Source organism: Solidesulfovibrio carbinolicus, from assembly GCF_004135975.1.
GTDB lineage: Bacteria > Desulfobacterota > Desulfovibrionia > Desulfovibrionales > Desulfovibrionaceae > Solidesulfovibrio > Solidesulfovibrio carbinolicus.
Window position 1 is genome coordinate 1,147,946 of the sequence record NZ_CP026538.1, and the last position, 21,549, is coordinate 1,169,494.

General features: G+C 66.7%; 23 protein-coding genes. 16 read left to right on the plus strand and 7 right to left on the minus strand.

Annotated features, from left to right (window positions below):
- Positions 1 to 33 precede the first annotated feature (33 nt).
- From C3Y92_RS05040 to C3Y92_RS05050, 3 genes are read left to right on the plus strand one after another with little or no spacing between them, the layout of a single operon-like run.
- A complete protein-coding gene (locus C3Y92_RS05040) occupies positions 34 to 1,014 on the plus strand; it encodes a type II secretion system F family protein (protein WP_129350120.1) in 981 nt (326 codons plus the stop codon).
- Between the two features lie 8 nt (positions 1,015 to 1,022).
- Positions 1,023 to 1,967: a type II secretion system F family protein gene (locus C3Y92_RS05045; protein WP_129350123.1), complete on the plus strand. Its 945-nt coding sequence runs from the start codon at positions 1,023 to 1,025 to the stop codon at positions 1,965 to 1,967.
- Positions 1,968 to 1,990: 23 nt separating this feature from the next.
- The gene (locus tag C3Y92_RS05050; protein WP_129350126.1) at positions 1,991 to 2,341 is read left to right on the plus strand and encodes a hypothetical protein; all 351 of its coding nucleotides are present in this window, start codon (positions 1,991 to 1,993) and stop codon (positions 2,339 to 2,341) included.
- Between the two features lie 82 nt (positions 2,342 to 2,423).
- On the opposite strand, the gene C3Y92_RS05055 is transcribed toward C3Y92_RS05050, so the two are convergent.
- Genes C3Y92_RS05055 through C3Y92_RS05070 form a run of 4 tightly spaced genes read right to left on the minus strand, consistent with a single transcriptional unit; the run spans position 2,424 to position 5,098 of the window.
- Positions 2,424 to 2,750, minus strand: a complete 327-nt coding sequence (locus C3Y92_RS05055) for a hypothetical protein (protein ID WP_129350129.1) — start codon at positions 2,748 to 2,750, stop codon at positions 2,424 to 2,426.
- 10 nt (positions 2,751 to 2,760) lie between these two features.
- Positions 2,761 to 3,219, minus strand: coding sequence for a TadE/TadG family type IV pilus assembly protein (locus tag C3Y92_RS05060; RefSeq protein ID WP_129350132.1), 459 nt, complete (start codon positions 3,217 to 3,219; stop codon positions 2,761 to 2,763).
- A gap of 51 nt (positions 3,220 to 3,270) precedes the next feature.
- Positions 3,271 to 4,722 carry a pilus assembly protein TadG-related protein gene (locus tag C3Y92_RS05065; protein WP_408021676.1) on the minus strand — a complete coding sequence of 484 codons (1,452 nt, stop codon included), beginning with the start codon at positions 4,720 to 4,722 and terminating at the stop codon, positions 3,271 to 3,273.
- A complete protein-coding gene (locus C3Y92_RS05070; RefSeq protein WP_129350135.1) occupies positions 4,661 to 5,098 on the minus strand; it encodes a TadE/TadG family type IV pilus assembly protein in 438 nt (145 codons plus the stop codon). Before C3Y92_RS05070 ends, C3Y92_RS05065 begins: the two co-directional genes overlap by 62 nt.
- Positions 5,099 to 5,423: 325 nt before the next feature.
- Here C3Y92_RS05070 and C3Y92_RS05075 point away from each other — a divergent pair, with 325 nt between their 5' ends.
- From C3Y92_RS05075 to C3Y92_RS05100, 6 genes are all read left to right on the plus strand, one after another.
- The gene (locus tag C3Y92_RS05075; RefSeq protein ID WP_235669624.1) at positions 5,424 to 6,851 is read left to right on the plus strand and encodes a tetratricopeptide repeat protein; all 1,428 of its coding nucleotides are present in this window, start codon (positions 5,424 to 5,426) and stop codon (positions 6,849 to 6,851) included.
- 32 nt (positions 6,852 to 6,883) lie between these two features.
- Positions 6,884 to 9,001 (plus strand): hybrid sensor histidine kinase/response regulator, encoded by a 2,118-nt coding sequence (locus tag C3Y92_RS05080; RefSeq protein WP_129350143.1) that lies wholly within the window; start codon positions 6,884 to 6,886, stop codon positions 8,999 to 9,001.
- A gap of 72 nt (positions 9,002 to 9,073) precedes the next feature.
- Positions 9,074 to 10,663, plus strand: a complete 1,590-nt coding sequence (locus C3Y92_RS05085) for an ATP-binding protein (RefSeq protein ID WP_129350146.1) — start codon at positions 9,074 to 9,076, stop codon at positions 10,661 to 10,663.
- Between the two features lie 45 nt (positions 10,664 to 10,708).
- Positions 10,709 to 11,425: a lytic transglycosylase domain-containing protein gene (locus tag C3Y92_RS05090; RefSeq protein ID WP_129350149.1), complete on the plus strand. Its 717-nt coding sequence runs from the start codon at positions 10,709 to 10,711 to the stop codon at positions 11,423 to 11,425.
- Positions 11,422 to 11,910: a peroxiredoxin gene (locus C3Y92_RS05095; RefSeq protein WP_129350152.1), complete on the plus strand. Its 489-nt coding sequence runs from the start codon at positions 11,422 to 11,424 to the stop codon at positions 11,908 to 11,910. Before C3Y92_RS05090 ends, C3Y92_RS05095 begins: the two co-directional genes overlap by 4 nt.
- 9 nt (positions 11,911 to 11,919) lie before the next feature.
- Complete coding sequence (locus C3Y92_RS05100; protein WP_129350155.1) at positions 11,920 to 12,909, plus strand: radical SAM protein; 990 nt, start codon at positions 11,920 to 11,922, stop codon at positions 12,907 to 12,909.
- 72 nt (positions 12,910 to 12,981) lie between these two features.
- On the opposite strand, the gene C3Y92_RS05105 is transcribed toward C3Y92_RS05100, so the two are convergent.
- Together C3Y92_RS05105 and C3Y92_RS05110 are read right to left on the minus strand one after the other, a co-directional pair.
- Entirely contained in the window at positions 12,982 to 13,431 is a 450-nt protein-coding gene (locus C3Y92_RS05105; protein ID WP_129350158.1) for a VOC family protein, read from the minus strand.
- Positions 13,431 to 13,823, minus strand: coding sequence for a DUF309 domain-containing protein (locus tag C3Y92_RS05110; RefSeq protein ID WP_129350161.1), 393 nt, complete (start codon positions 13,821 to 13,823; stop codon positions 13,431 to 13,433). The genes C3Y92_RS05105 and C3Y92_RS05110 overlap by 1 nt, the downstream gene beginning before the upstream one ends.
- 137 nt (positions 13,824 to 13,960) lie before the next feature.
- On the opposite strand from C3Y92_RS05110, the gene C3Y92_RS05115 reads away from it, so the two are divergent.
- On the plus strand, positions 13,961 to 15,118 hold the full coding sequence (locus tag C3Y92_RS05115) for a BaiN/RdsA family NAD(P)/FAD-dependent oxidoreductase (protein WP_129350165.1): 1,158 nt from the start codon (positions 13,961 to 13,963) through the stop codon (positions 15,116 to 15,118).
- Positions 15,119 to 15,479: 361 nt separating this feature from the next.
- Here C3Y92_RS05115 and bioB read toward each other — a convergent pair whose 3' ends face one another.
- Complete coding sequence (gene bioB / locus C3Y92_RS05120) at positions 15,480 to 16,478, minus strand: biotin synthase BioB (RefSeq protein WP_129350168.1); 999 nt, start codon at positions 16,476 to 16,478, stop codon at positions 15,480 to 15,482.
- Positions 16,479 to 16,671: 193 nt separating this feature from the next.
- Here bioB and C3Y92_RS05125 point away from each other — a divergent pair, with 193 nt between their 5' ends.
- The 6 genes from C3Y92_RS05125 (at position 16,672) to C3Y92_RS05150 (ending at position 21,539) form a co-directional block, all read left to right on the plus strand.
- A complete protein-coding gene (locus C3Y92_RS05125; RefSeq protein WP_129350171.1) occupies positions 16,672 to 17,046 on the plus strand; it encodes a hypothetical protein in 375 nt (124 codons plus the stop codon).
- Positions 17,047 to 17,063: 17 nt separating this feature from the next.
- Positions 17,064 to 17,300, plus strand: a complete 237-nt coding sequence (locus C3Y92_RS05130; RefSeq protein WP_015862003.1) for a glycine zipper domain-containing protein — start codon at positions 17,064 to 17,066, stop codon at positions 17,298 to 17,300.
- Between the two features lie 311 nt (positions 17,301 to 17,611).
- The gene (locus C3Y92_RS05135; protein WP_129350173.1) at positions 17,612 to 19,282 is read left to right on the plus strand and encodes a tetrathionate reductase family octaheme c-type cytochrome; all 1,671 of its coding nucleotides are present in this window, start codon (positions 17,612 to 17,614) and stop codon (positions 19,280 to 19,282) included.
- A complete protein-coding gene (locus C3Y92_RS05140) occupies positions 19,279 to 19,923 on the plus strand; it encodes a cytochrome b/b6 domain-containing protein (protein ID WP_129350176.1) in 645 nt (214 codons plus the stop codon). Before C3Y92_RS05135 ends, C3Y92_RS05140 begins: the two co-directional genes overlap by 4 nt.
- Before the next feature lie 159 nt (positions 19,924 to 20,082).
- Positions 20,083 to 20,595: a DinB family protein gene (locus C3Y92_RS05145; protein ID WP_129350179.1), complete on the plus strand. Its 513-nt coding sequence runs from the start codon at positions 20,083 to 20,085 to the stop codon at positions 20,593 to 20,595.
- Between the two features lie 299 nt (positions 20,596 to 20,894).
- A complete protein-coding gene (locus tag C3Y92_RS05150; RefSeq protein WP_129350183.1) occupies positions 20,895 to 21,539 on the plus strand; it encodes a LysE family translocator in 645 nt (214 codons plus the stop codon).
- The last annotated feature ends 10 nt before the right edge of the window (positions 21,540 to 21,549 follow it).

A 21,549-nucleotide genomic window follows, 5' to 3' on the forward strand; every position in this document is an offset into this window, starting at 1 on the left:
GCCCGCCGGCCCGGACCGGCTTCCGGGGCGGCCATGACTCCCGGGCTGCCAAACATCCTGTCCCTGGCCCTGCTGCTGTCCCTGGTCTATCTGGCCGTGGCCGTGGTGGTGCTCATCGGGCGGCTCACGGACACCGCAGGCAAGGAGATCGCCCGGCGTGTGGAGCAGGTGACCCGGGGCGAAGGCCTGGGGCTGGATACGGCCGACCTCGTCAAGAAGCATGAATTAAGCGGCCTTCGCTGGCTCGACATGCTGCTGTCGCGCCAGGCCTGGAGCCGACGCATGGACAAGATGCTCGACCAGGCCGACATCAAGGCCCCGCTTGGCATCTTCGTCATGCTTTCCCTTATTTTCGCCGTCACCGGCTACCTGGCCGCCTCGCTGTACCTGAGCAATCCGCTACTGAGCCTGGCCGTGGCCGGGGTATGCGGTTGGCTGCCGTTTAAGTGGGTGGTCATGCGCAAGGACAAGCGCATGGCCGATTTCGAGCGCCAATTGCCCGAGGCCCTGGAACTCGTGGGCCGGGCCCTGCGGGCCGGCCACACCTTCACCAGCGGCATGGGCATGGTGGTGAGCGAGTTCGCCGATCCCATCCGGGTCGAATTCCAGACCACCCTTGAGGAAATCAATTTCGGCATGGGCGTCACCACGGCCCTGGACAACCTCATGGACCGGGTGGATTGCCCGGACCTCAACTTCTTCGTGGTCTCGGTCAAGATCCAAAACGAATCCGGCGGCAACCTGGCCGAGATCATCGGCAACATTTCGGGGCTTATCCGCGAGCGGTTCAAGCTCAAGGGACGCATCCAGGTGCTTTCGGCCGAGGGGCGCATGGCCGCCTGGGTGCTGTGCCTTTTGCCCTTTGGCGTGGCCGCCGTCATCCAATTCGTCAACCCCGGCTATCTGGGGCTGCTTTTCACCGATTCCCTGGGCCGGATCATGAGCTACGGCGTTGGCGGGCTCATTGTCATGGGCATACTGGTCATCCGCAAGATGGTGCGGATCGAGGTCTAGGGGGAACCATGGACAGTCTCGTCATCGCCGTGCTCGTGTCCCTTAGCGTCGGATTTCTTACGTATGCCGTGGCTTCCCTGCGCGAGGAGGGGCAAAGGCGTCGGCGCATGGCCGAGCGCGCCGTGGCCTTGGTCACCGACAGCCGGCTCGGTGATGGCGGCCGGCCAGGCGTCCTTGGTTGGCTTGAAGGGCTTTTCCGGCGGGCCGCGACCGCATTTGGCGAACTGGTCAAGCCCCGCGAAGCCCAGGAGCTCACCAAGGCCAGAAGCGCCCTGGTCCAGGCCGGCTACCGCCAGCCCAGCGCCCTGGAAATCTATTGGGGCATCAGGGCCGGCGCGGCCCTGGTGGGACTGGTGCTGGGCGCGTTGGCCGCCATGTCCGGCAAGGTGCCGGGCCAGTACAAGCTGTTCGTCGTGGTGGGGCTGACGGCCGCCGGGTTTTATCTGCCCGGCATGATCCTCGATTCCCGGGTCAAGGCCCGTCAGAAAGCCATCCAGAAAAGCCTGCCCGACGCCCTGGACCTGCTGGTGGTCTGCGTGGAGGCCGGCATGGGCCTGGACGCGGCCATCTACCGGGTTTGCCAGGAAATGTCCCTCAAGGACCCGATCTTAAGCGCCGAACTGCGCCTGCTCACCCTGGAGCTGCGGGCCGGCAAGGCCCGGCGCGAGGCGCTCAAAAACCTCTCGGCCCGTATCGGCCTGGAAGACGTGGGCAGTCTCGTGGCCATGCTCATCCAGACCGACATGTTCGGCACTTCCATCGCCCAGACCTTGCGGGTCTATGCCGACTCCATGCGCACCAAGCGTTTCCAGCTGGCCGAGGAGTTGGCCGCCAAACTCCCGGTCAAGCTGCTCATGCCGCTTATTTTCTTCATCTTCCCGACACTGCTCATCGTCATCCTTGGCCCGGCCGGCATCCGCATCTTCCAGATGTTCGGCGGCATGAACAAATAAGGCGCACAGGCAAGGAGCACGCCATGGCCAGCGACATCGTGCGCGGCGCAAACGAACTGCGCCAGGGACGGCAGGACGTGCTCGACGCCGTGTCCGACCTGGGTTCCGGAGCCAAGGGGCTGTCCTCGGGGCTGTCCGATTTTTTGGCCAGGCCCGAGAACCTCGTGGCCCTGGCCATTTGCGCCGTCGCCCTCGTCGGCATCTACCGGCTGCTGCGCAGCGAGCACATCATCCCGGCGTCCTCGGGTTCGGGCCTGGGGTCGTTGCTGTCCGGCCCCCTGGGGCGCAGCCTGCTTTTCCGCGCCCTTGCGGCCCTGGTCCTGGGGGCCTTGGGGCTGGCCTTGTTTACCGGCCGCCTGGCCTTTCTTTTCTGAACCCGCCCGCCCAAAACAACGGGCGCGGCCGGGGAGTTTCCCCGGACCGCGCCCACGCTCAAGACGCCTTCCCCAAAACGCGTTATTCCCGGTAGGGCCTGTACTGCTGCAGGATCATGTCGGCCACGGACTGCTTCAGCGCGGCCACCTGGCTGTCGGCAGCGTAGGCCTCGGCGACGGCCAGGGCGTCGGCGCTGTTTTCGAAGCCGGCCGACTTGGCCACTTCGTCGAACTTGGCGTCGTAGGCCTCTGGCGTATCCCGCGACAGAGTCACGAAGTTGCTGGCGCTGACCAGTTCCAGATAGCCCTGGTAGAACTTGACCACGTCGTCCTTGGAGGCGGCGTGCGCCGGCAGGGCGGCGGCCAGGGCCAGGACGGTCAGGATGACGGCGGCGCGAACGGCGTTCATGGCAGGCTCCTTACTGGCCCCAGTCTTCGGACATCTTCTTGGCCGAGGCGGACAGCTTGATATTGTCGAAAAACGGCTTCATCGGGGGCGACATGGCGTAATAGGTGTACTCCAGGCTCACTTCGAACGGCAGGCAGGGCGTTTCGCTGCACGGCGCGGTCGTCGAGGGCGACAAGGTCAACTGCGGTCCATCGCTTGAGCCGGGCTGCTGGACCTGGGGCACGAGTCCCTGGCTTTGCATGTAATTCTGGGCCGAGGCCTGACTCGTTTCCTGGGTGGCGGCATAGCGGGCGATCTTGCCCACGGCGCTTTCCAGGGTCGCCTGGATGCGCAGGATGTTGCCCAGTTCGAGGATGCCCAGGAGCAGCGTCAGCAGGATCGGCAGCACCAGGGCCATCTCCACGGTCAGGCTGCCGGCCTGGCCTGGCTTGGCCGGTGAGGTGGGCGTTGTGGGCGTCAGGGTGTTCATGACTGGCCTCTTCGATGTCCTTTTCATGCGCGTCTTGGGCGTTCGCGCCGGTTACGGCGTGCCCGTGGTGGCTTCCTTGCGGCTCATCAGGCGCTGACCGAGCTGCTGGCCGATCTTTTTGAACATTTCCTTGATGCCGGCCTCGTCGGGCGCGTCGAAGTAGTGGTCTTCGGTGCCGGGCTTGGACGAGGCGATCTGCTTCATGAGGTTTTTGTCCGTGGAGTCGGAGTCGCCGAACCGGATGGAGAAGATCTCGATAGGATAGTTGGCGTCGGTCTTGGCCAGGGTCGCCTCGTTGACGACGTAGGTGTTGAGCAGTCCGCCGTCCTTGCAGTCCGGGATCTGGGCCAGGGTCAGGGCGGCCGTGGACAGGGTGGAGTAGGGTGAGCTCGACGTGTCGGGCTTAAGGCCCTGGCCGAAGTAGGCGTTGGTCCAGTAGGTGTTGATGGTCTTGGACCCTGAGGCGTAGGAGCCGCCGCAACGCCCGTCCTCGGTGTCGCCGTCGGTGAGCACGATCATGATCTTGCGCACCTTCTTGTCGGTGCTGCCCTCGACGTAGGGCGCGGTCGGCGTGAGCACATGCCGTCCCCACTTGATGCCTTCGCTGATGATCGTGCCCGAAGTCACCTGGCCGGCGTTTAAGGCCGTGATGTTGGAGAGGATGGCGCTTTTGTCCGAGGACAGGGCCCGGATGGGCGACATGCCGGAGCAGGTCTTGTCCGAGGTCGTGCTGACGCCGCTTAAGGTGTAGCCGTAGAAGATGTTGGTCTTGGTCGTGGTCTTGGAATACTCGGTGCGCAGCTTGCCGTTGTTGAGCGTGCCGTCGGCGTTGCGACAGCCCGTGCCCACGCCGTCGGGGTTGGCTTCGGCCGCCACCGGATCGTTGCCGTCAATGCGCACCTTGCCCTGGAACGGCACCAGCCCGATCTTGGAGCGGGTGGAAACTGAAGACGAGGACGGCATGATGAGGTTGACCAGATTGGTGGCCGCTTCCTTGACGTTGGCGATGGGCGTGCCCTTCATGGAACCGGTGGCGTCGAGGACCATGACCAGCTCAATGTCGTTGTAGCCGGCGCAGGCTTCGGCCGTGACCGTCTGGTCGCCGATGCCGATGACCTGGGACAGGGTCATTTCCACCTTGGCTTCGGCCGAAACGCACACGCTGCGGGTGGCTCCGCCGGACTCCACCAGGATGCCGGTGGCGTCGGCGTCATTGGCTAGCAGATTTTGCGTGGCCGCGGCCGTCACCGCTCCGGTGGACACGTCCGGGTCGTCGGGCAGTTGCAAGCTGCCGGCCAGGGCGGCGGCGTCCACGGCGTTTTGCAGCCGGGTTTGCTCCACGGAAATCCGCCCGAGGTCCACGGCCACGCCGGCCGCGGCCATGACCGCGACCAGCGCCGCCGCCACGAGCAGGCTGGAGGCGCCCCGGACGTCGCCGTGATCAGTTCGCGGCCGGCAACGCTGTGACGACCTTGGCCGAAAGCGTGAGGTTATTGAGGCCAGGAAGGCTGAAAGCGTCCGAGCCGCCTTGGCTGCCCGATTGGGCGAGAAGTGGCGTGAATGCATGGTCCACCTGCACTGTTGCGTTGTTGTTGGCGTCACGGGGGCTGATGGAGACGGTCGGCGGCGCGCCGTCGATGGTCTGGGACGAACCGCTGCCTTGAAACAGGCTGCTGACGTAGCTCTCCACCCCGGTCGTGTCGCCGTTTTGCCGGTTGAGCATCCGCGCCCCTTCCATGGCCGCGTTTTGCAGTTGCTTGTATTCGAGCAGCGCCCGCGCTCCTTCCACCAGCACGAGGAGCAGGGGGACAAGGACGAGCATCGCCAGGGCCGTCTCCACGGCGGCGACGCCTCGTTGGTCGTTGTGCAGTCTCTTCATGGCCGTGATCCCGGGTTGGTGTCGTTTCCGAACAGTCGGTTTTTCTGATAAAATGGAAGAATCATGCCACGGCGGCCAAATATTGAATGGTAATTTGAAAGTCATTTGTTGCCAGCTGGTTGCGATGGATGTTGAAATCAGGTCGGCGCGCTGTTGGAACCAATGGGTCCAGCAATCGTGGACTGATTTCACCAAAACCGCCTAACCGCGTCGTTTGCGCGCCGAGACGATTCGAGCCTGGGTGGAACGAGAGGCGGGCTGCCGTGTTTACCCGGGATGGCCGCTCTGCTATGACCGCGCCATGGATAACGGACATTGCAGGCGAATGGGCTGGAGGGCGGCGGCGGGCGGCGTGCTGGCGGCGGGACTGCTGGTTTTCGGGCTGGCCGGATGCGGCGGCTCGGGGGCCAAGGGGCGGACTTCGAGCAAGGAGCCGGTTGCCTCCGGCTCGGCAGCGTCGGCCATCGCCGCCGGCGACGCCGCCCTGGCCCATGGCGACCCGGGCGAGGCCGGGCGGCTCTACCAGGCCGCCCAAAAGGCCGGCGCCGACCCGGCCGTGGTCCAGGTCAGGCTGGGCGATCTGGCCCTGGGAAGCGCGGCCTACGCCGAGGCGGCCCAAGCTTATAAGCGGGCCTACGCCGCCAACCCCAAGTACGCCCCGGCCCTGCAAGGACTGGGTTTTGCCTATTATCTCGGCGGCAACAAGGCTCAGGCCGGGCCGTATCTGCAAAAGGCCCTGGCCCTGGACCCCGCCCTGTCCCGGGCGGCCGCCCTGCTGGGGGCCATCGAAAACCGCGAAGGCCGGCCCGAAGCCGCCCTGGCCGTGTCCGACGCCTCCCTGGCTGCGGCTTTTGACCCCGACGTGGAGAACAATCGCGGCATATCGCTTATGCTGCTTGGGCGCGGCGAAGAGGCGGCCGCCGCCTTCCGCAAGGCCAGCGCCGCCAAGAAATCCCCCAAGTTCGCCAATAATCTGGGATTGGCCCTGTGCAAGCTTGGGCGCTACGACGAGGCTTACGTGGCCTTCGTCTCGGTGGGCACGGAGTCGGCGGCCCTCAATAATCTGGGCGTGTGCTACATGGAGGCCGGTGATCGGACCAAGGCCCAAGAATATTTCGAGAAGGCCATTGCCGCCAATCCCCGGTTCTATCCTCCGGCCCATGACAATTTGAGCCGGCTGTCGGCCGTGGAAGAGGTGACCCTGCCGACGGTCGCGGCGGCCTCGCCGGTCGCTGGTCCGGCCGCGGCTCCTGCCGCGACGCCTGCTCCCGCGCCGGCTCCTGTCGCGACGCCGGTTCCGGCCGTGCCGGCAGCCGCTCCCCCGGCGGCGGCCGCCAAGAGCGCGGCCAAAGCTCCGGCCAAGCCCGCCGCGCCAGTCCCGGCCGTATCTCCCGCCACGCCGGCCGTGCCGTTGCCCACGGCTTCCGAGGCGGCGGCCCCGGGGGGCGCGCCAGCCGTTGCCCCGGTCCCGGCCACGCCTGCGCCGGTTCCGGCAGCGCCTGCTCCGGCCGCCCAGGCGACGCCCACCCCGGCTTCGCCCGCGCCGGCCCCGGCCGCCACGGCCCAGCCCGCCGCCGCCAACCCGGCCAAACCCGCCGCCGCGCCCCTGGTTCAGGAACCCAAACCTTTCAGCCCGGCCTCGGCCGCCCCGGCCGCCGCCGCGCCGCCGGCCGCGCCCAAACCCAAACCGGCCCCCAAACCGGCCCCAACACCGGCGGCCGCCGAGCAAAGCGACCGTTCGGAAATGCCCTGATCCGCCCGCAACCTCGACGGGAAGGAGTTGCCATGGGAGCCGGGGAGACGCGCCAGGAACCGATGCGTGTGCTTATCGCCGACGATGAGCCGCGCATTCTTGATCTTTTCACCGAAATCCTGGCCCCCACCGACGACATCCTCGGCGGCCTCGACGATCTTGGCGGCGGCCCCCGGGTCAGCGACCAGACTTTCGAGTTGACGCTGTGCCGCCAGGGCGAGGAGGCGGTGGAAGCCTTCCGCGTCGCCGCCCGGGAGAACCGCCCCTACGCCGTGGCCTTCATCGACGTGCGGATGCCGCCCGGACGCGGCGGCTTGGTCGCCGCCGAAGAAATCCGGGCCATTGATCCGGGCGTGCAGATCGTGGTGGTCACGGCCTTTACCGACGTCGATCCCTTGACCATCGCCCGGCGTGTGCCGCCCATCGACAAGCTCCTCTACATCCAAAAGCCCTTTCATCCCCAAGAAATCCTGCAATTCGCCACCTCGCTGTGCGCCAAGTGGCGGGCTGAGCGGGATTTCAAGGCCCTCAAGGGCCGCCTGGAGACCCTGGTCTACGAGCGCACCGCCGCCCTGGCCGCCGCCAATCGCAAGCTCACCCGGGAAATCGACGAACGCGAACGCGTCACCCAGCTCATCGAATCGGCCAAGCGGGAATGGGAAGGCATCTTTGATTCGGTCCAGGATCTGGTGGTGGTCATCGACCGCGACCACTCCGTGCGCCGCCTCAACCTGGCCATGGCCCACCGCCTGGGCCTGGCCCCCCGGGAGGTGGTGGGCCGGCCCTGCACTTTCGTCTTCGACGACGAAGCCCGGCCCGGGGAAATCAGCGCCGCCGTCCTGGCCATGACCGACGGCCGCTACCATTCCAAGGAACTCAGCGTGCCGCGCCTTCGCGGGGAATTCCTCATCACTGCCTCGCCGCTGACCCATGCCGACGACGCGTTCCTGGCCACGGTCTTCGTGGCCCACGACGTCACCGAGCGCAAAAATCTCGAACGCCGCCTGCTCCAGAGCCAGAAGATGGAAGCCATCGGCACCCTGGCCGGCGGCATCGCCCACGATTTCAACAACATCCTCGGCATCATCATGGGCTTTGCCGAGATGATCGAAGGCGAGGCCCAGCCGGACACGCCCCTGTCGCGCCGGGTGGGACATATCCTGTCCGCCAGCCGCCGCGCCCGGGACCTTGTGCTGCAAATCCTGTCGTTTAGCCGTCAAAACGACGAACAGGCCAACCGGCTGCACGTCGGGCCCCTGGTCAAGGAAACCCTCAAGCTCATCCGGGCCACCGTGCCCATCGCCGTGGAGATCCGCGAGGTCATCCGACCCGGCCGCGACGCCGTCCTGGCCGAACCGTCCCAGATCCAGCAGATCATCATGAACCTGTGCGGCAACGCCGCCCACGCCATGCGCGAAACCGGCGGGCTGCTGGAAGTCGGGCTGGAGGAACTGCCCGCCGCCGCCTGTCCCCTGCCGGCGGAATCCGGACCGAGCCAGTGCCTGCACCTGTGGGTGCGCGACACTGGACCGGGCATTGCGGCCGACATCATCGAGCGCGTGTTTGATCCCTTCTTCACCACCAAAAAGCCCGGCGAGGGCACCGGCATGGGCCTGTCCGTGGCCCATGGCGTGGTGCGCAAGTACAAGGGCGAGATCAAGGTCAAAAACATGGCCGGCGGCGGGGCGCTTTTCGACGTCTACCTGCCCCTGGCCCCGGACGCGGCCGGCGGCGGCGACACGCCGGCCGCCGCCCTGGCCGATCCGGCCCGAGGCCGCGCCCGGGTGCTTTTGGTCGATGACGAGCAGGCCCTGGCCGAGATCGGCCGCGAACTCCTGGAATCCCTGGGCTACACGGCCACGGCTTTGACCGACTCCCGGCAGGCCCTGACGCTCTTGCGCGAGCGGCCGGGCGATATTGACCTGCTCATCACCGACCAGAACATGCCCGGCCTGGCCGGGGCGGAACTGGCCAAGGCCGCCCTGGCCGCTCGTCCCGACCTGCCGGTGCTCATGCTCACCGGCTTCAGCGAAACCATGAGCCCGGAAGCGGCCCGGGCCATCGGCATTCGTGAACTGCTCCTCAAGCCCGTGCTGCGCCGCGATCTGGCCGTCGCCATTGAGGCGGCCTTGGCGGAGAAGAAAAAGTAGGATGCCTCCGGCGTCCGGGAGGGGGTAACCCCCTCCCGGACCCTCCCTCAATGGGGGCAAGGGAGAACAGGTATGGAACGACGGGCCATCGGCTACGTGGCGGGCGTGGAAGGGGCGCAGGCCACGGTGGTGCTTGCCCCAGAAGCTTATGGCGACGTGGCCGTGGGGGCCATGGCCGTCATCCCCTCGCCGCGCTCCATGGTCTTCGGGTTGGTGCAATCCCTCTCCACCCCGTCCCCGGGAGAGGCGGCCTCGCCCCATGACCGCCACCTGGCCCAACTGGCGCTGCTCGGCGAAAGCCCCGGGCCGGAGACCGAGGCGTTCAGTTTTCAGCGCGGCGTGTCCCACAGCCCGCGCCTGGGGGCCACGGTGCGTCTGGCCGAAAGCGCCGATCTGGTGCGCATCTACGCCAAGCCGACCAAGTCGAGCGTGGCCGTGGGCGCGCTGCATCAGGACCCGGACGTGCCGGCCTATGTGGTGGTGGACGATTTTCTCGGCAAGCATTTCGCCGTGCTTGGCACCACCGGCTCGGGCAAGTCCTGCACCGTGGCCGTGCTGCTGCGCTCGGTGCTGACCGCCCACCGCGACGGCCATATCGTGCTGCTGGACCCCCACGACGAATACGCCGCCGCCTTTGGCGACATGGCCGAGCTGGTCACCCCGGACACCCTATCGCTGCCGTACTGGCTGCTGGACTTCGAGGAGCTGACCCAGGTCTTTTGCAGCGCCGGCCAGCCTTACCGCGAGGTCGAGGCCAACATCCTCAAGGACTGCGTGATGACGGCCAAGGCCGAATATCTGCGCGGCGGCGCCGGGGGCAGCGGGGACGAGGCCGGGCTGACCATCGACACGCCGGTTCCCTACCGCCTGGCCCGGGTGGCCGAACTGCTCAAGGTCGGCATGGGCAAGCTTGACAAACCCGAAAGCTCCATTCCTTATCTGCGCCTGACCACCCGCATCGATGCCCTGCGCCGCGACCGGCGGTTCGCCTTCATGTTCGGCCAGCTGACCATCGAGGACGTCATGGGCGAACTGCTGTCGCGCTATCTGCGCCTGCCGGGCGACGGCCGGCCCATGACCATCTTCAACCTGGCCGGCGTGCCGGCCGAGATCGTGGACGTGGTCGTCTCGGTGCTGTGCCGGCTCATCTTCGATTTCGCCCTGTGGACCCGGCGCGGCCAGGGCGTGCCGGTGTTGCTCGTGTGCGAGGAGGCCCATCGCTACGTGCCCCGCGACGGCGCGGCCGCCTTTGCCCCCACCCGCCGGGCGCTGTCGCGCATCGCCAAGGAGGGCCGCAAGTACGGCGTGTCCCTGGGGCTGGTCACCCAGCGGCCGTCGGAGATTTCCGAAACCGTGCTGTCCCAGGTCAACACGCTTTTCGCCCTGCGCATGAGCAACGAGCAAGACCAGCTCTTCGTGCGCCGGGCCATGCCGGAAAACGCCGCCGGCCTGCTTTCGGCCCTGCCGGCCCTGCGCACCCAGGAAGCCGTGGCCGTGGGCGAGGGCGTGCCCGTGCCCATGCGCATCCGGCTGCGCGATCTGGCCGCCGAGGAGCGGCCGCAAAGCGACACGGCCCGTTTCTCCGAGGTCTGGAGCGCGCCGTGTAACGATAAGGGGTTTATCGCCGACACCCTGGACCGGTGGCGGCGGCAGGTTCGCTGATCGCCTTCCTTGTAAAACCCCGGCTTCCGGGGTAGGGAGCAGACGATGCGTCCAGCGAGACCTTTTTTCTTTTGGGCCGCTCTGGCCCTGGCGCTTGGAGCCCTTTGGGGCGGCATGGCCTTGGCCGCCGCCGCGCCTCGGATCGTCACCGCGCCCATGGCCGCGTCTACCGAGATCCACGGCATCGGCCTGCCCGATCCCGTGGCCGCCGGCCGGCGCGACGCCGCCTTGCGTCAGGCCGGGCACAAATTTTCCGACAAGAAAACCGTTGGCTGCAAATACCCGGAAGTCATCGCCGACGCGAAATTGCTTGGCTGGGTCAACAGCTACAGCAAAAAACACGGCCTGGACCCCCGGCTGGTCTATGCGCTCATTGAGCAGGAATCGCGGTTCAACGCGTGCGCCGTCTCGCCCAAGGGGGCGCAGGGCCTCATGCAGATCATGCCCGACACCCAGAAGCTGCTCGGGCTTACCGAACCATTTAATCCCGAGCGCAACATCGCCGCCGGAACGCAATATCTTCGTGCCATGCTCGACAAGTTTCAGACCGAAGTCATGGCCCTGGCCGCCTACAACGCCGGCCCGGGCGCGGTGGCCAAGCACGGCGGCGTGCCGCCGTACGACGAAACCAAGGACTATGTCCTGAAGGTCGTGGACCGCTATTTCATGCTGCGCCTGCGGTATCCTGACGAGGGAATCGGCGCGATCCACCAGAAACTGGTCGCCGGCGACGCCGGGCCGGCCAAGACGGAGAAGCCATGAGCGACGCCCCCTGGCCCGTCGAGGGCAGCCCGGCCCCGGACTTTTCCCTGGCCGACGCCGACGGCCGCGTCCATTCCCTGGCCGACTATTCCGGCCGGTGGCTGGTGCTCTATTTTTATCCCAAGGACTCCACCAGCGGCTGCACCACCGAGGCTGTGGAATTTTCCGGGCTTTTGCCGCGGTTTCTGGCCCTTGGCGCGGACGTGGTCGGCGTGAGCCGCGACAAGCCGGCCAGCCACCGCAAGTTCATCGACAAGCACGAGCTGACCGTGACCTTGCTGTCCGACCCGGAGACCACGACGCTGGCCGCCTACGGGGCCTGGCGCGAGAAAAAAGTCTGCGGCAAGGCCTGCATCGGCACGGTGCGCTCCACCTTCCTTATTGACCCCAAGGGCGTGGTCCGCAAATCCTGGGGTCAGGTGGCCAAGGCCGCCGGCCATGCCGAAACGGTGCTGGCCGCCTTGTCCGAACTGGCCGGGAGCTAGGCGCTTTCCATGACGCTTCACATTGACCGCCTGCGCTCGGGGGGGCTTATCGCCACCTACCAGTGCCAAAGCGCCTGCCCGCACTGCCTGTATCGCGGAGGGCCGGGGCGGTCGCCGGATTATGTGAGCCAGGAGATGGCGGCGGCCTGCTTCGCCAAGGCGCTGTCCCTGGGCTGCGCGTCCATGCATGTGGGCGGCGGCGAACCTCTGGCCGATCCCCTGGGGCTGGCCGGAGTGCTGGCGGCGGCGGCCGAGACCGGGATGCATCTCGAATATGTGGAAACCAGCGCCTCGTGGTACGACGACGCCGACGAAGCCGTGGAACTGCTTACCGAGCTGCGCGCCATGGGCCTGTCTTCGCTTTTGGTGTCCTTAAGCCCCATGCACAACGGCTTTGTGCCGTTGCGAAAGACCCTGGGCGTCCTTGAGGCGGCCCGGACGGCTGGGGTGGCCGTGTTCCCCTGGCAGGAGCATTTTCTGGCCGATGTGCAGGCCTTCGACCCCGAGGCGACCCATCCGTTCGCCGCCTATCTCGACCGCTTCGGGCCGGGCTATCCGGCCGAGATCCTGCGCCGCACCTGGATTCATCTGGGCGGCCGGGCCTTTGATCTTTTCGCGCCGGCCCTTGGGCGCAAACCTGTGGAGGCCATCCTGGCCGAGGCTTCGGCCGACTGCCGGCGGGAGCTGGCCGACGCCAGCCATTTCCACATGGACCTTTACGGCGACTACGTGCCCGGGCTGTGTTCGGGCCTGGCCTGCCGGGTGGACGACCTGGGCGCGCCCCTTGATCCCGAACGCTATCCCATCCTCACCACCCTGGTCGAGTCCGGCATCAGCGGCTTTTACGAATACGCCGCCGCCCTTGAGGAGTACCAGCCTCTCCCCGGCGGCTACGTCAACAAATGCGAACTGTGCCAGGATATCCGCCGCCATTTGACACAGCGCGGCTGGTTCGAGTCCACCGAACTCGCCCCCGTCGAATTCTACGCTGCTCTTTGACCCCGCCTTTCCCGTCGGGGGGCTGGGGGCCTCAGACCCCCAGCCGCCGGCCTCTTCTCTTCTTTCTCTCTCCTACTTCCAGCACAACAATTCGACCATGTTACCTTCGGGGTCGCGCATGTACTGAAATTCCAGGCGTCCCACGCCGGGCACGTCGCGGCGGGCCAGTTCGCCCACGGCTGAGCCGCCGGCGGCCAGCACTTCCTCGGCCATGGCCGCCACGTCGTCCACGAGGAAGGCGAGGTGGACGAAGCCGGGGGTGTTGGCCGCGACGTCGGGGCGGTCGGTGACGGCGTCGTAGGAGAAAATCTCCAGGGTGGGGCCGGTGTCGCCGTGGCCGGGCAGGCGCAGGTGGACGCCGGTGATGTGGGAGTCCTTGACCCCGGTCGCGGCATCGAGCCAGTCGCCGGAGAGGTCGCGCTGCGGCGGCACGGGTTTGCAGTCAAAAAGGCGCACGTAGAAGGCGGCCAGGGCGCGCCAGTCGCGGGCGATGCAATTGGTGTGGACGTAACGAATGGCCATCAATCGCTCCTTGCGTCTTGGCCGGCCGGTCGCAGGCGCGGGACCAGGGCTGGCGGCAGCGGGTCGCCGGGCGCGGCGGATTGGCAAAACGCCAAGACCACGGCGACCTCGCCCAGAAGCCCGGCGATGTCGAGGTCCGCGCCGGCCGGGGAGTAGGGTGTCAGGAGTTGCGTAGCCCGGAGAAGCAGCTTGCGGCAACCCCGCAAGTTGCCGTTTTTTTGGTGGTGCAGGCCGGCGGCGACCTGAATGAGGCCTTTAAAAAGATCGCGCTCGGGCGAAACGTCGGGCAGCCACAGGGTTTCGAGGATTTCGTGGCACGCGAAATAGCGGCCGTCGTTGAAGGCGGCCACGCCGGCGGCCAGGACGGCTTTTTCTTCGGGAGTTCTTGACATCAGAGGCGTGCCTCCGTCACGTGGGCCGGCCCACAACACTCCGGCGCTTGTTGTCGCACCCCCTTGGCCCATTTGGGGGGTCCGGGGGCCTCAGGCCCCCGGCCGCCGGAGGCATCTTATCCTCAAAAGGAGCAACCATGCAGGTCGATGTCGCCATCCTGGGGGCTGGAGCGTCGGGGCTGTGCTGCGCCATCGGCTGCGGCCGGCGCGGACGCTCCGTGGTCCTTATCGATCACGGCAACAAGATCGCCCGCAAGGTGCTGGCGGCCGGCGGCGGCCGGGCCAATTGCACCAACATCGACATTCGGCCTGCGGACTATGTTTGCGGCAATCCGCATTTCGTCAAGTCCGCCCTGGCCCGGCTCTCGCCCTGGGAATTCCTCGACTGGATTCACGGCGGCGGCGTGGCCACCCAGGAAGAGGACAACGGCAAGCATTTTTGCGTCGACGGCGCGATCCGGCTGGTGCGGTTCCTTGAAGCCGAAGCCAGGCAGGTCGGTGCGCGGTTTGTCACCGGCGCGACCATCCGCGAAGCCCGCAAGGACGGCGACGTGTTCGTGGTCGAAACCAGCGCCGGCCCGGTGCGTGCCGCCTCGCTGGTGCTGGCCCTTGGCGGCAAATCCTGGCCGGGCATCGGGGCCACGGACTTCGGCTACACCCTGGCCCGGCGCTTCGGCCTGGCCGTCACGCCGCTTTTGCCGGGCCTCACGCCGCTTCTGGCCGGCCCGGACCTCGCGGCGCTGTGCCGCGACCTGTCCGGCGTGTCCCTGCCCGTGACCATACGCGGCGCGGGCGAGGCGGCCGGGAGCCTGCTTTTCACCCACAAGGGCGTCTCGGGGCCGGCCGTCCTTGACGCCTCCATGTTCTGGCGCGAAGGGCCGCTGGCCATTGATTTCCTGCCCGGGTGCGACGTCGAAGCCGCCCTGGCCGCAAACCCGCGCCTGGACGTGAAAAACGCCCTCGCTCGGCTGCTGCCCAAGCGGCTGGCCTTTGCCCTGGCCGACATGCTCGCGCTCACCGGCCCCGTGGCCGGGCTCTCGCCCAAGGCGCGCCGCGCCCTGGCCGACAAGCTCGCCGCCTTCCCCTTCACCCCGGCCCGGGCCGAAGGCTACGCCAAGGCCGAAGTCACCATCGGCGGCGTCGATACCGCCGCCATCTCCTCCAAAACCCTCGAAGCCGCGTCCGTGCCGGGCCTGTACGTCATCGGCGAACTCCTCGACGTCACCGGCCGCCTTGGCGGCTACAACCTCCACTGGGCCTACGCCTCGGGCTTCGCCGCCGGGGAGAAGGCGTAGGGGGTGGGTGGCGCTAGAGAGAGTGAGGAGGGGGATGCCTCCGGCGGCCGGGGGGCTAAGCCCCCCGGACCCCTTGTATGGGGGGCGGTCGGTCGGGTGGTGCGGCGTCGGCGGGCGACAGGCCCGAGAGAATATGGGGGCTGGAATTTTCGGGTATCCCCAGGCGGAAGCCGCCCGGGGATACCCGAAAATTCCAGCCCCCAACTCGCCAGCGAAACGGGCGGATTTTGGCGCGATCAAAGCCTCGCGCCAAAATCCGCCCGTTTCGCATGTCTGGAGTGGGAACAGAACATGTGGGGGTCCAGGGGCCCTCGGCCCCTGGCGGGCGCGGGCAGAGCCCGCTCTTTGGCCTTATCTCCCGCTAACCTACCTCAAACCCGATGTCGGCCAGCCCCTGTTTGTCGTTGTCCAGGGACGCGCCGGCGGTGGTCAGGTAGTCGCCGACCATGAGGCCGTCCGCGCCGCAGCGAAGGGGCGCGAGGTTGTCCCGGGTCGGCCCGAAGACCGTGGGCCGGCCGCCGCAGATGCGGATGTGGCGGTCGGGCAGCAGGCAGCGCAGCAGGATGACGATGCGCCGGGCTTCGTCGCGGGAGAGGATCGGCTGTGCTTCCAGGGGCGTGCCCGGGATGGGCGAGAGGAAATTGACGGGGATGGAAAACGCGCCGGCTTCAAGCAGCGTCAGCGCCAGATCGGCCCGGTCTTCCCAGGTTTCGCCCAGGCCGAAAAGCCCGCCGGAACAGATTGGGATGCCCAGGCGGCGGCAGTCGGTAAGCACGGCCAGGTTGTCGTCGAAGGTGCGGGTGGTGCAGATGTTCGGGTAGTGGCGGCGCGAGGTTTCGAGGTTGTGGTGGTAGGCGGCCAGGCCTGCGGTTTTGAGGCGCTCCAGGGCGTCGGCAGACAGCACGCCGAAAGAGGCGTCGGCGGCCATGCCGGCGGCGTCGATGGCCGCGATGGCCTGGGCGGCGGCCGCGATTTCGGCTTCGGGCAGGGCCTTGCCCGAGGCGACGATGCCGAAGCGGGTAACGCCGGCGGCCTGCATGGCGGCGGCGGCGGCGGCGATGTCGGCCGGCGGCAGGAAGGGGTGGACGGCGCTTTGGGAAGCGTGGTGGCCGGACTGGGCGCAAAAGGCGCAGTTTTCGCCGCAGCGTCCGGATTTGGCGCTTATTATGGAGCACAGCGAGGCCCGGTTGCCGATCCGGGCGCGGCGCACGCTGTCGGCGGCCCGGGCCAGGGCGTCGAGGGCGGCTCCTGTTGTCGTGGGCAGCTCAATGAGCAGGCGCTCCCGCAGGGCGTCGGCGAGAAATCCCCCGGCGATCAAGGGGGCGGCGATGTCATCGGCAAAGGCGGAAAATTGGGGCATAGTCTACCTCGGGAGACGGAAATAGCCCCGGCCGGCGGTTTGGGCAAGGGGTGTGGAGAGGCGAACTTTTGGGCCGGCCGGCCTTGCTTTTTTTTGGTAATTCCAACAGAAACTTGTTTCAGGCTCCGGAATCGGCCCATGGCCGGCGCACGCATGGGGCGTCGTCAGTCCGGAAGTGGAAAGGAGGCTTTCGATGCATCGAAAATCGTTGTTGCGTTTGCTTGGCGGCCTGGTCTTGACGCTGCTTTTGGCCGTGCCGGCCTTGGCCGTGGAGTACGAGGTGCCGGTGGTGACCGGCGAGCATTGGACGAAGTCCACGCCCCAGGAGCGCAAGGCGTTTCTGGTGGGCGCGGCCACCATCATCGAGCTTGAGCAGGAAGTGCAAGGCGACACTCCGCCCAAGAAAACCACCATCGATGTCTGGTGCAAGGGCTTGGCTCCTTACTCCTTCGACCAGATGGTCACGGCCATCGATCAGTGGTACGCCGCCAATCCGGACAAGGTTACCCGGCCGGTGGTGGAAGTGATGTGGTATGAGCTGGCCAAGGGCAAGGCCGGAAAATCCTAACCCGCAGGGGGCATGAAATGAAGCGTGTCTATGCCGCGTGCGCGGTGTTGGCCCTTGTCGGCAGCCTTGGCTGCACCAATATGACGAAAACCCAGCAGGGAGCGCTTTCCGGCGCGGCCCTCGGAGCTGGCGCGGGCGCGGCCATAAGCGCCATTGCCGGCGGAAACGCGGGCATCGGCGCGGGCATCGGCGGCGCCCTCGGCGGCATTGCCGGCGGGCTCATCGGCCATCAGCAGGAACAGCGCGGCTATTAGGCCGCGTTGCGGCCATTCGTGGTTATCGACCGGCGGCCCAGGGCCGCCGGTTTTGTTTTGCGCAGCCGTTACGCAGTTGTTACGCATATGCCTAAACAGGTGCGCAATTATTTTCCCGTTGGCTGTTCCGAAAAACAATCCGCCAGCTGACGACAGAAAATATTCCCTAAAAAACAGTGGTATGCTAATACGGTTGGAACCCGTATTTTTGGCACGTTCCCTGCTGTTCGTCACGAAACCAGGATGCGCCGTCGTTCGCGGACGGCCCGTCCGCCCTGCCCAGCGCCGCCGGGCCGGGAAGGAGGAGGAACATGCGACTGTGCAAGCGACCACTGCTGTGTTGGGGGGGATTGGCCGTGGCGGCCGTTTTTTTGCTGGCCGCCGGACCGGGGCTGCTGGGCGCGGCCCAAAATGACAAAAGCGCCGACGCCGCGCCGGGCCGGCAGCTGGCCCGCAGCGCGGTGAGCGCCCCGGGGGCGCGCTGGACCACCTCGGACCATTCCAAGTACGAGGCGCTGCAAAAGGATTTCACCAAGCCCGAGGAGGTCACGGCCGCCTGCCTGTCCTGCCACCAGATGGCCGGCGACCAGATCCAGCACACCATCCACTGGACCTGGATCTGCCCGGACTGCGGCGACGGCAAGTCCATGGGCAAGTACGGCAAGACCATCAACAACTTCTGCATCGCCGTGCCGTCCAACGAGCCGCGTTGCACCTCCTGCCACATCGGCTACGGCTGGAAGGACAAGAAGTTCGATTTCGCCGACAAGAACCGCATCGACTGTCTGGTGTGCCACGACACCACCCACACCTACGAGAAGTTCCCGACCAAGGCCGGCTATCCCGTGACCGAGCCGACGCTGTTCCCCGAGGACGGCAAGACCTACCTGCCGCCCGACTACAAGAAGATCACGGCCAAGGTCGGACGGCCCGACCGGCTCAATTGCGGCGCCTGCCACTTCTACGGCGGCGGCGGCGACGGCGTGAAGCACGGCGACCTCGACAGCTCCATGGGAATGCCCAAGAAGTCCCTGGACGTGCACATGGACGCCGAGGGCCTCAACTTCAGCTGCCAGCGTTGCCACACCACCAAGGACCACCAGATCGCCGGGCGGCTCTACACCTCGCCGGCCGCGCCCGAGCGCATCAGCCTCACCGAGGCCGATCTGGCCTCCAAGATCGCCTGCGAATCCTGCCACGGCCAAAAGCCCCACAAGAACGACGCCAAGGCCAATGATCACGTGGACAAGGTGGCCTGCCAGTCCTGCCACATCCCGGAATTCGCCCGGGTGCTGCCGACGAAGATGACCTGGGACTGGTCCACGGCCGGCCAGATGAACGCCGAAGGCAAGCCGTTTAAGAAGGAAGGCCCCTACGGCAAGCCGGTCTACGATTCCAAGAAGGGCAATTTCACCTGGGAAAAGAACGTGGAGCCGGTCTATTACTGGTTCAACGGGGCCATGAGCAACATGCTCGTCACGGACAAGGTCGATCCGACCAAGATCGTCAGCGTCAACCATCCGGCCGGTTCGCCGTCCGACGGCAAGTCGCGCATCATGCCGTTTAAGCGCCACACCGGAAAGCAGCCCTTTGATCCGGTCAACGCCACCTTCGTCATTCCGCATCTGTTTGGCCCCAAGGACTCCGACGCCTACTGGGCCAGCTATGACTGGAAGCGGGCCATCGCCTCGGGCATGAAGTACGTGGATTTGCCGTTCTCGGGCGACGTCGGGTTTGTCGAGACGGAATACTTCTTCCCCATCACCCACATGGTCGCGCCCAAGGAGCGGGTGGTGGCCTGCGGCGAATGCCATAGCGCCGAAGGACGCCTCAAGGGCCTGCCGGGCGTGTACGTGCCGGGCCGCGACGTCCACGCCGGCGTCACCATGGTCGGCTGGGGAGCGGTGGCGGCGGCTGTTCTGGCCGTTATCGCCCACGGCGTGGGCCGCATGGTTTCAAGCTCCAGGAGGAAGGGACAATGAGCGCGCAAGGTAACGGCAAGTTCTATCTCTACACCCGCTACGAGCGGTTTTGGCACTGGCTGCAAGCGGCGCTCATCATCGCCCTGGCCGCCACGGGCTTCGAGGTCCACGGCAGTTTCACGCTTTTCGGCTACAAGCGGGCCGTGACCGTGCATTCGGCCCTGGGCATCACCTGGCTGGTCGCCTTTGCCTTCTTCGTCTTCTGGGTGGCCACCACGGGCGAGTGGAAGCAGTACGTGCCGACCACCAAGAAGATGTTCGAGGTCATGCGCTACTACGGCTACGGCATCTTCCAGGGCCAGCCCCATCCCTGTCCCAAGACGCCCGACGCCAAGCATAACCCGCTTCAGCGCCTGACCTATCTGGCGCTGGCCGCGGCCTTGTTGCCCTTTATGATGCTCACGGGCCTGCTGTATTGGCTGTATAACGACTGGGCCGCCCTGGGCCTGGGGGGCCTTAGCCTGTCGGCCGTGGCCGTGGCCCATCTGCTGGGAGCGTTCGCCATTTTGGCCTTCCTGGTGGTGCATGTGTACATGACGACCACCGGGCATACGCCTTTTGCCCATATCAAGGCCATGTGCACGGGCTGGGAAGACGCCGAGGACGGCAAGCCCGAGGATTGGGAGAAGCGGATGGCGTAAAAGTTTGTTCCTCCATGCCTGCCGCGCCGCCGCTCGGAAAAAAGGACTCCGGGCGGCGGCGCTTTTGCGCGCGGTCTGGACATCGGCCAAGGCAGGAGACAAAAGAGGGCTACGCTTTTTTGCCGTACATGACCCTACCCGATGAAGGAGTTCAGGCCCATGACCAAGCTCTTCCTCGTCAAAGCCCTCTACAACCGCTGGGCCAACGCCCGTTTGGCCGCCGACATGGCCAGGCTTTCGCCCGAGCAGTTGACGGCCGTTAGCGCCGTCAATTTCGGCTCCATCCTGGCCATCGCCAACCATTTGCTCCTGGCCGACCGGCTGTGGCTCAACCGCTTCACCGGCCAGGGCGAGCCGGTCGCTTCCGTCGACGCCGTGCCCTATGCGACCCTTGCGGCTTCAACCGCCGCGCGCCACGTGGAAGAGGACCGGGCCATCGCCTTTGCCCAGAAGCTCGATCCCCAGCGTCTGGGATCGGTGCTCGCCTACCGCACCACCGACGGCACGCCCATGGCCTTGCCGCTGGCGCTTTGCATCGACCATTTCTTCAACCACCAGACCCACCACCGGGGCCAGATCCACGGCCTGCTCGGCAGCCACGGCATCAAGGCGGCCGACATCGACCTGCTGGGCTTCGAGCGCGAAACCAGCGCCTACGCCAATTTGCTCTAGCGCCTTCCCCGTTACCCAGGCGGGGTGTTCAAAAGGGCGCAGCCCCTTTGGCCGCCGGAGCAAACGCCATCCAGACGGTCTCTTTGGCTTTCCAGCCGACAAAGAGCCACCCCCCGCCGAACCCCTTTAAACCTATCCCCCATTCGGGGGGTATGGGGGCCTCAGGCCCCCAGCCGCCGGAGGCCTCTTCCCCCTTTCTCCTCTTCCGCCTCATCCCTTTCTTCCCTCACCTCCCCCTGACGCGCAATCGACGCGTTGCCGCCGCCTTGGTCACGTCCGGGCGGGGTATTGGAGCGGCCATGTGGGCATTGTTTTTCCAGGGCGCGACCATTGGCGCGATTATCGCCATGCCGTTTGGGCCGGTGGGCATGTTGTGTCTGGGGCGGGCCATGTCGCGGGGCTTGCGGGCCGGGCTGGCCTCGGGGTCGGGCGCGGCGGCGGCGGACGCCTTGTATGGGGCCGTGGCCGCCTATGGGCTGACGGCGGTGTCGGATTTTCTGTCCGCCCATGCCGTGTGGTGCCAGGGGTTGGGCGGGCTCTTTCTGGTCGCCATGGGGTGGCGGCTGTTGCGCTCGGCACCGGCGGCGCGGCCCGAGGACCGGGCCGGTGGCGGCCATGTCCGGGCGTTTGTCTCAATGTTTGCGCTCACCCTGGCCAATCCCATGACCTTGGCCGGTTTTGCCGCTATTTTCGCCGGCTTCGGGCTGGGGCGGGCCGAGGCCGGGGCCGGGGATGCGGCGGCGGTGACGGCCGGGGTGTTTTGCGGTTCCATGGCCTGGTGGGTGGTCATAGCCCTTGGCGGCAAGATGCTGCGCCGCCGGCTGTTGGATCGTCTGGCGGCCATCCGCAAGGTGTTCGGCGGGCTGGTGACGGCTTTTGGGCTGTGGGCGCTGTGGTATGCGGCCACGCATCCGGTCGGCGGCGCTCCGGGCGCGCTGCCCTGAGAGTGGGCGG

Coding starts and splice junctions, on each gene's coding strand:
- C3Y92_RS05045 (WP_129350123.1), top strand. CDS start 1,023: ATGGACAGTCTCGTCATCGCCGTGCTCGTGTCCCTTAGCGTCGGATTT.
- C3Y92_RS05085 (WP_129350146.1), top strand. CDS start 9,074: ATGGAACGACGGGCCATCGGCTACGTGGCGGGCGTGGAAGGGGCGCAG.
- C3Y92_RS05115 (WP_129350165.1), top strand. CDS start 13,961: ATGCAGGTCGATGTCGCCATCCTGGGGGCTGGAGCGTCGGGGCTGTGC.
- C3Y92_RS05100 (WP_129350155.1), top strand. CDS start 11,920: ATGACGCTTCACATTGACCGCCTGCGCTCGGGGGGGCTTATCGCCACC.
- C3Y92_RS05125 (WP_129350171.1), top strand. CDS start 16,672: ATGCATCGAAAATCGTTGTTGCGTTTGCTTGGCGGCCTGGTCTTGACG.
- C3Y92_RS05135 (WP_129350173.1), top strand. CDS start 17,612: ATGCGACTGTGCAAGCGACCACTGCTGTGTTGGGGGGGATTGGCCGTG.
- C3Y92_RS05075 (WP_235669624.1), top strand. CDS start 5,424: ATGGGCTGGAGGGCGGCGGCGGGCGGCGTGCTGGCGGCGGGACTGCTG.
- C3Y92_RS05095 (WP_129350152.1), top strand. CDS start 11,422: ATGAGCGACGCCCCCTGGCCCGTCGAGGGCAGCCCGGCCCCGGACTTT.
- C3Y92_RS05130 (WP_015862003.1), top strand. CDS start 17,064: ATGAAGCGTGTCTATGCCGCGTGCGCGGTGTTGGCCCTTGTCGGCAGC.
- bioB (WP_129350168.1), bottom strand. CDS start 16,478: ATGCCCCAATTTTCCGCCTTTGCCGATGACATCGCCGCCCCCTTGATC.
- C3Y92_RS05070 (WP_129350135.1), bottom strand. CDS start 5,098: ATGAAGAGACTGCACAACGACCAACGAGGCGTCGCCGCCGTGGAGACG.
- C3Y92_RS05040 (WP_129350120.1), top strand. CDS start 34: ATGACTCCCGGGCTGCCAAACATCCTGTCCCTGGCCCTGCTGCTGTCC.
- C3Y92_RS05140 (WP_129350176.1), top strand. CDS start 19,279: ATGAGCGCGCAAGGTAACGGCAAGTTCTATCTCTACACCCGCTACGAG.
- C3Y92_RS05055 (WP_129350129.1), bottom strand. CDS start 2,750: ATGAACGCCGTTCGCGCCGCCGTCATCCTGACCGTCCTGGCCCTGGCC.
- C3Y92_RS05050 (WP_129350126.1), top strand. CDS start 1,991: ATGGCCAGCGACATCGTGCGCGGCGCAAACGAACTGCGCCAGGGACGG.
- C3Y92_RS05110 (WP_129350161.1), bottom strand. CDS start 13,823: ATGTCAAGAACTCCCGAAGAAAAAGCCGTCCTGGCCGCCGGCGTGGCC.
- C3Y92_RS05060 (WP_129350132.1), bottom strand. CDS start 3,219: ATGAACACCCTGACGCCCACAACGCCCACCTCACCGGCCAAGCCAGGC.
- C3Y92_RS05150 (WP_129350183.1), top strand. CDS start 20,895: ATGTGGGCATTGTTTTTCCAGGGCGCGACCATTGGCGCGATTATCGCC.
- C3Y92_RS05105 (WP_129350158.1), bottom strand. CDS start 13,431: ATGGCCATTCGTTACGTCCACACCAATTGCATCGCCCGCGACTGGCGC.
- C3Y92_RS05145 (WP_129350179.1), top strand. CDS start 20,083: ATGACCAAGCTCTTCCTCGTCAAAGCCCTCTACAACCGCTGGGCCAAC.
- C3Y92_RS05080 (WP_129350143.1), top strand. CDS start 6,884: ATGGGAGCCGGGGAGACGCGCCAGGAACCGATGCGTGTGCTTATCGCC.
- C3Y92_RS05090 (WP_129350149.1), top strand. CDS start 10,709: ATGCGTCCAGCGAGACCTTTTTTCTTTTGGGCCGCTCTGGCCCTGGCG.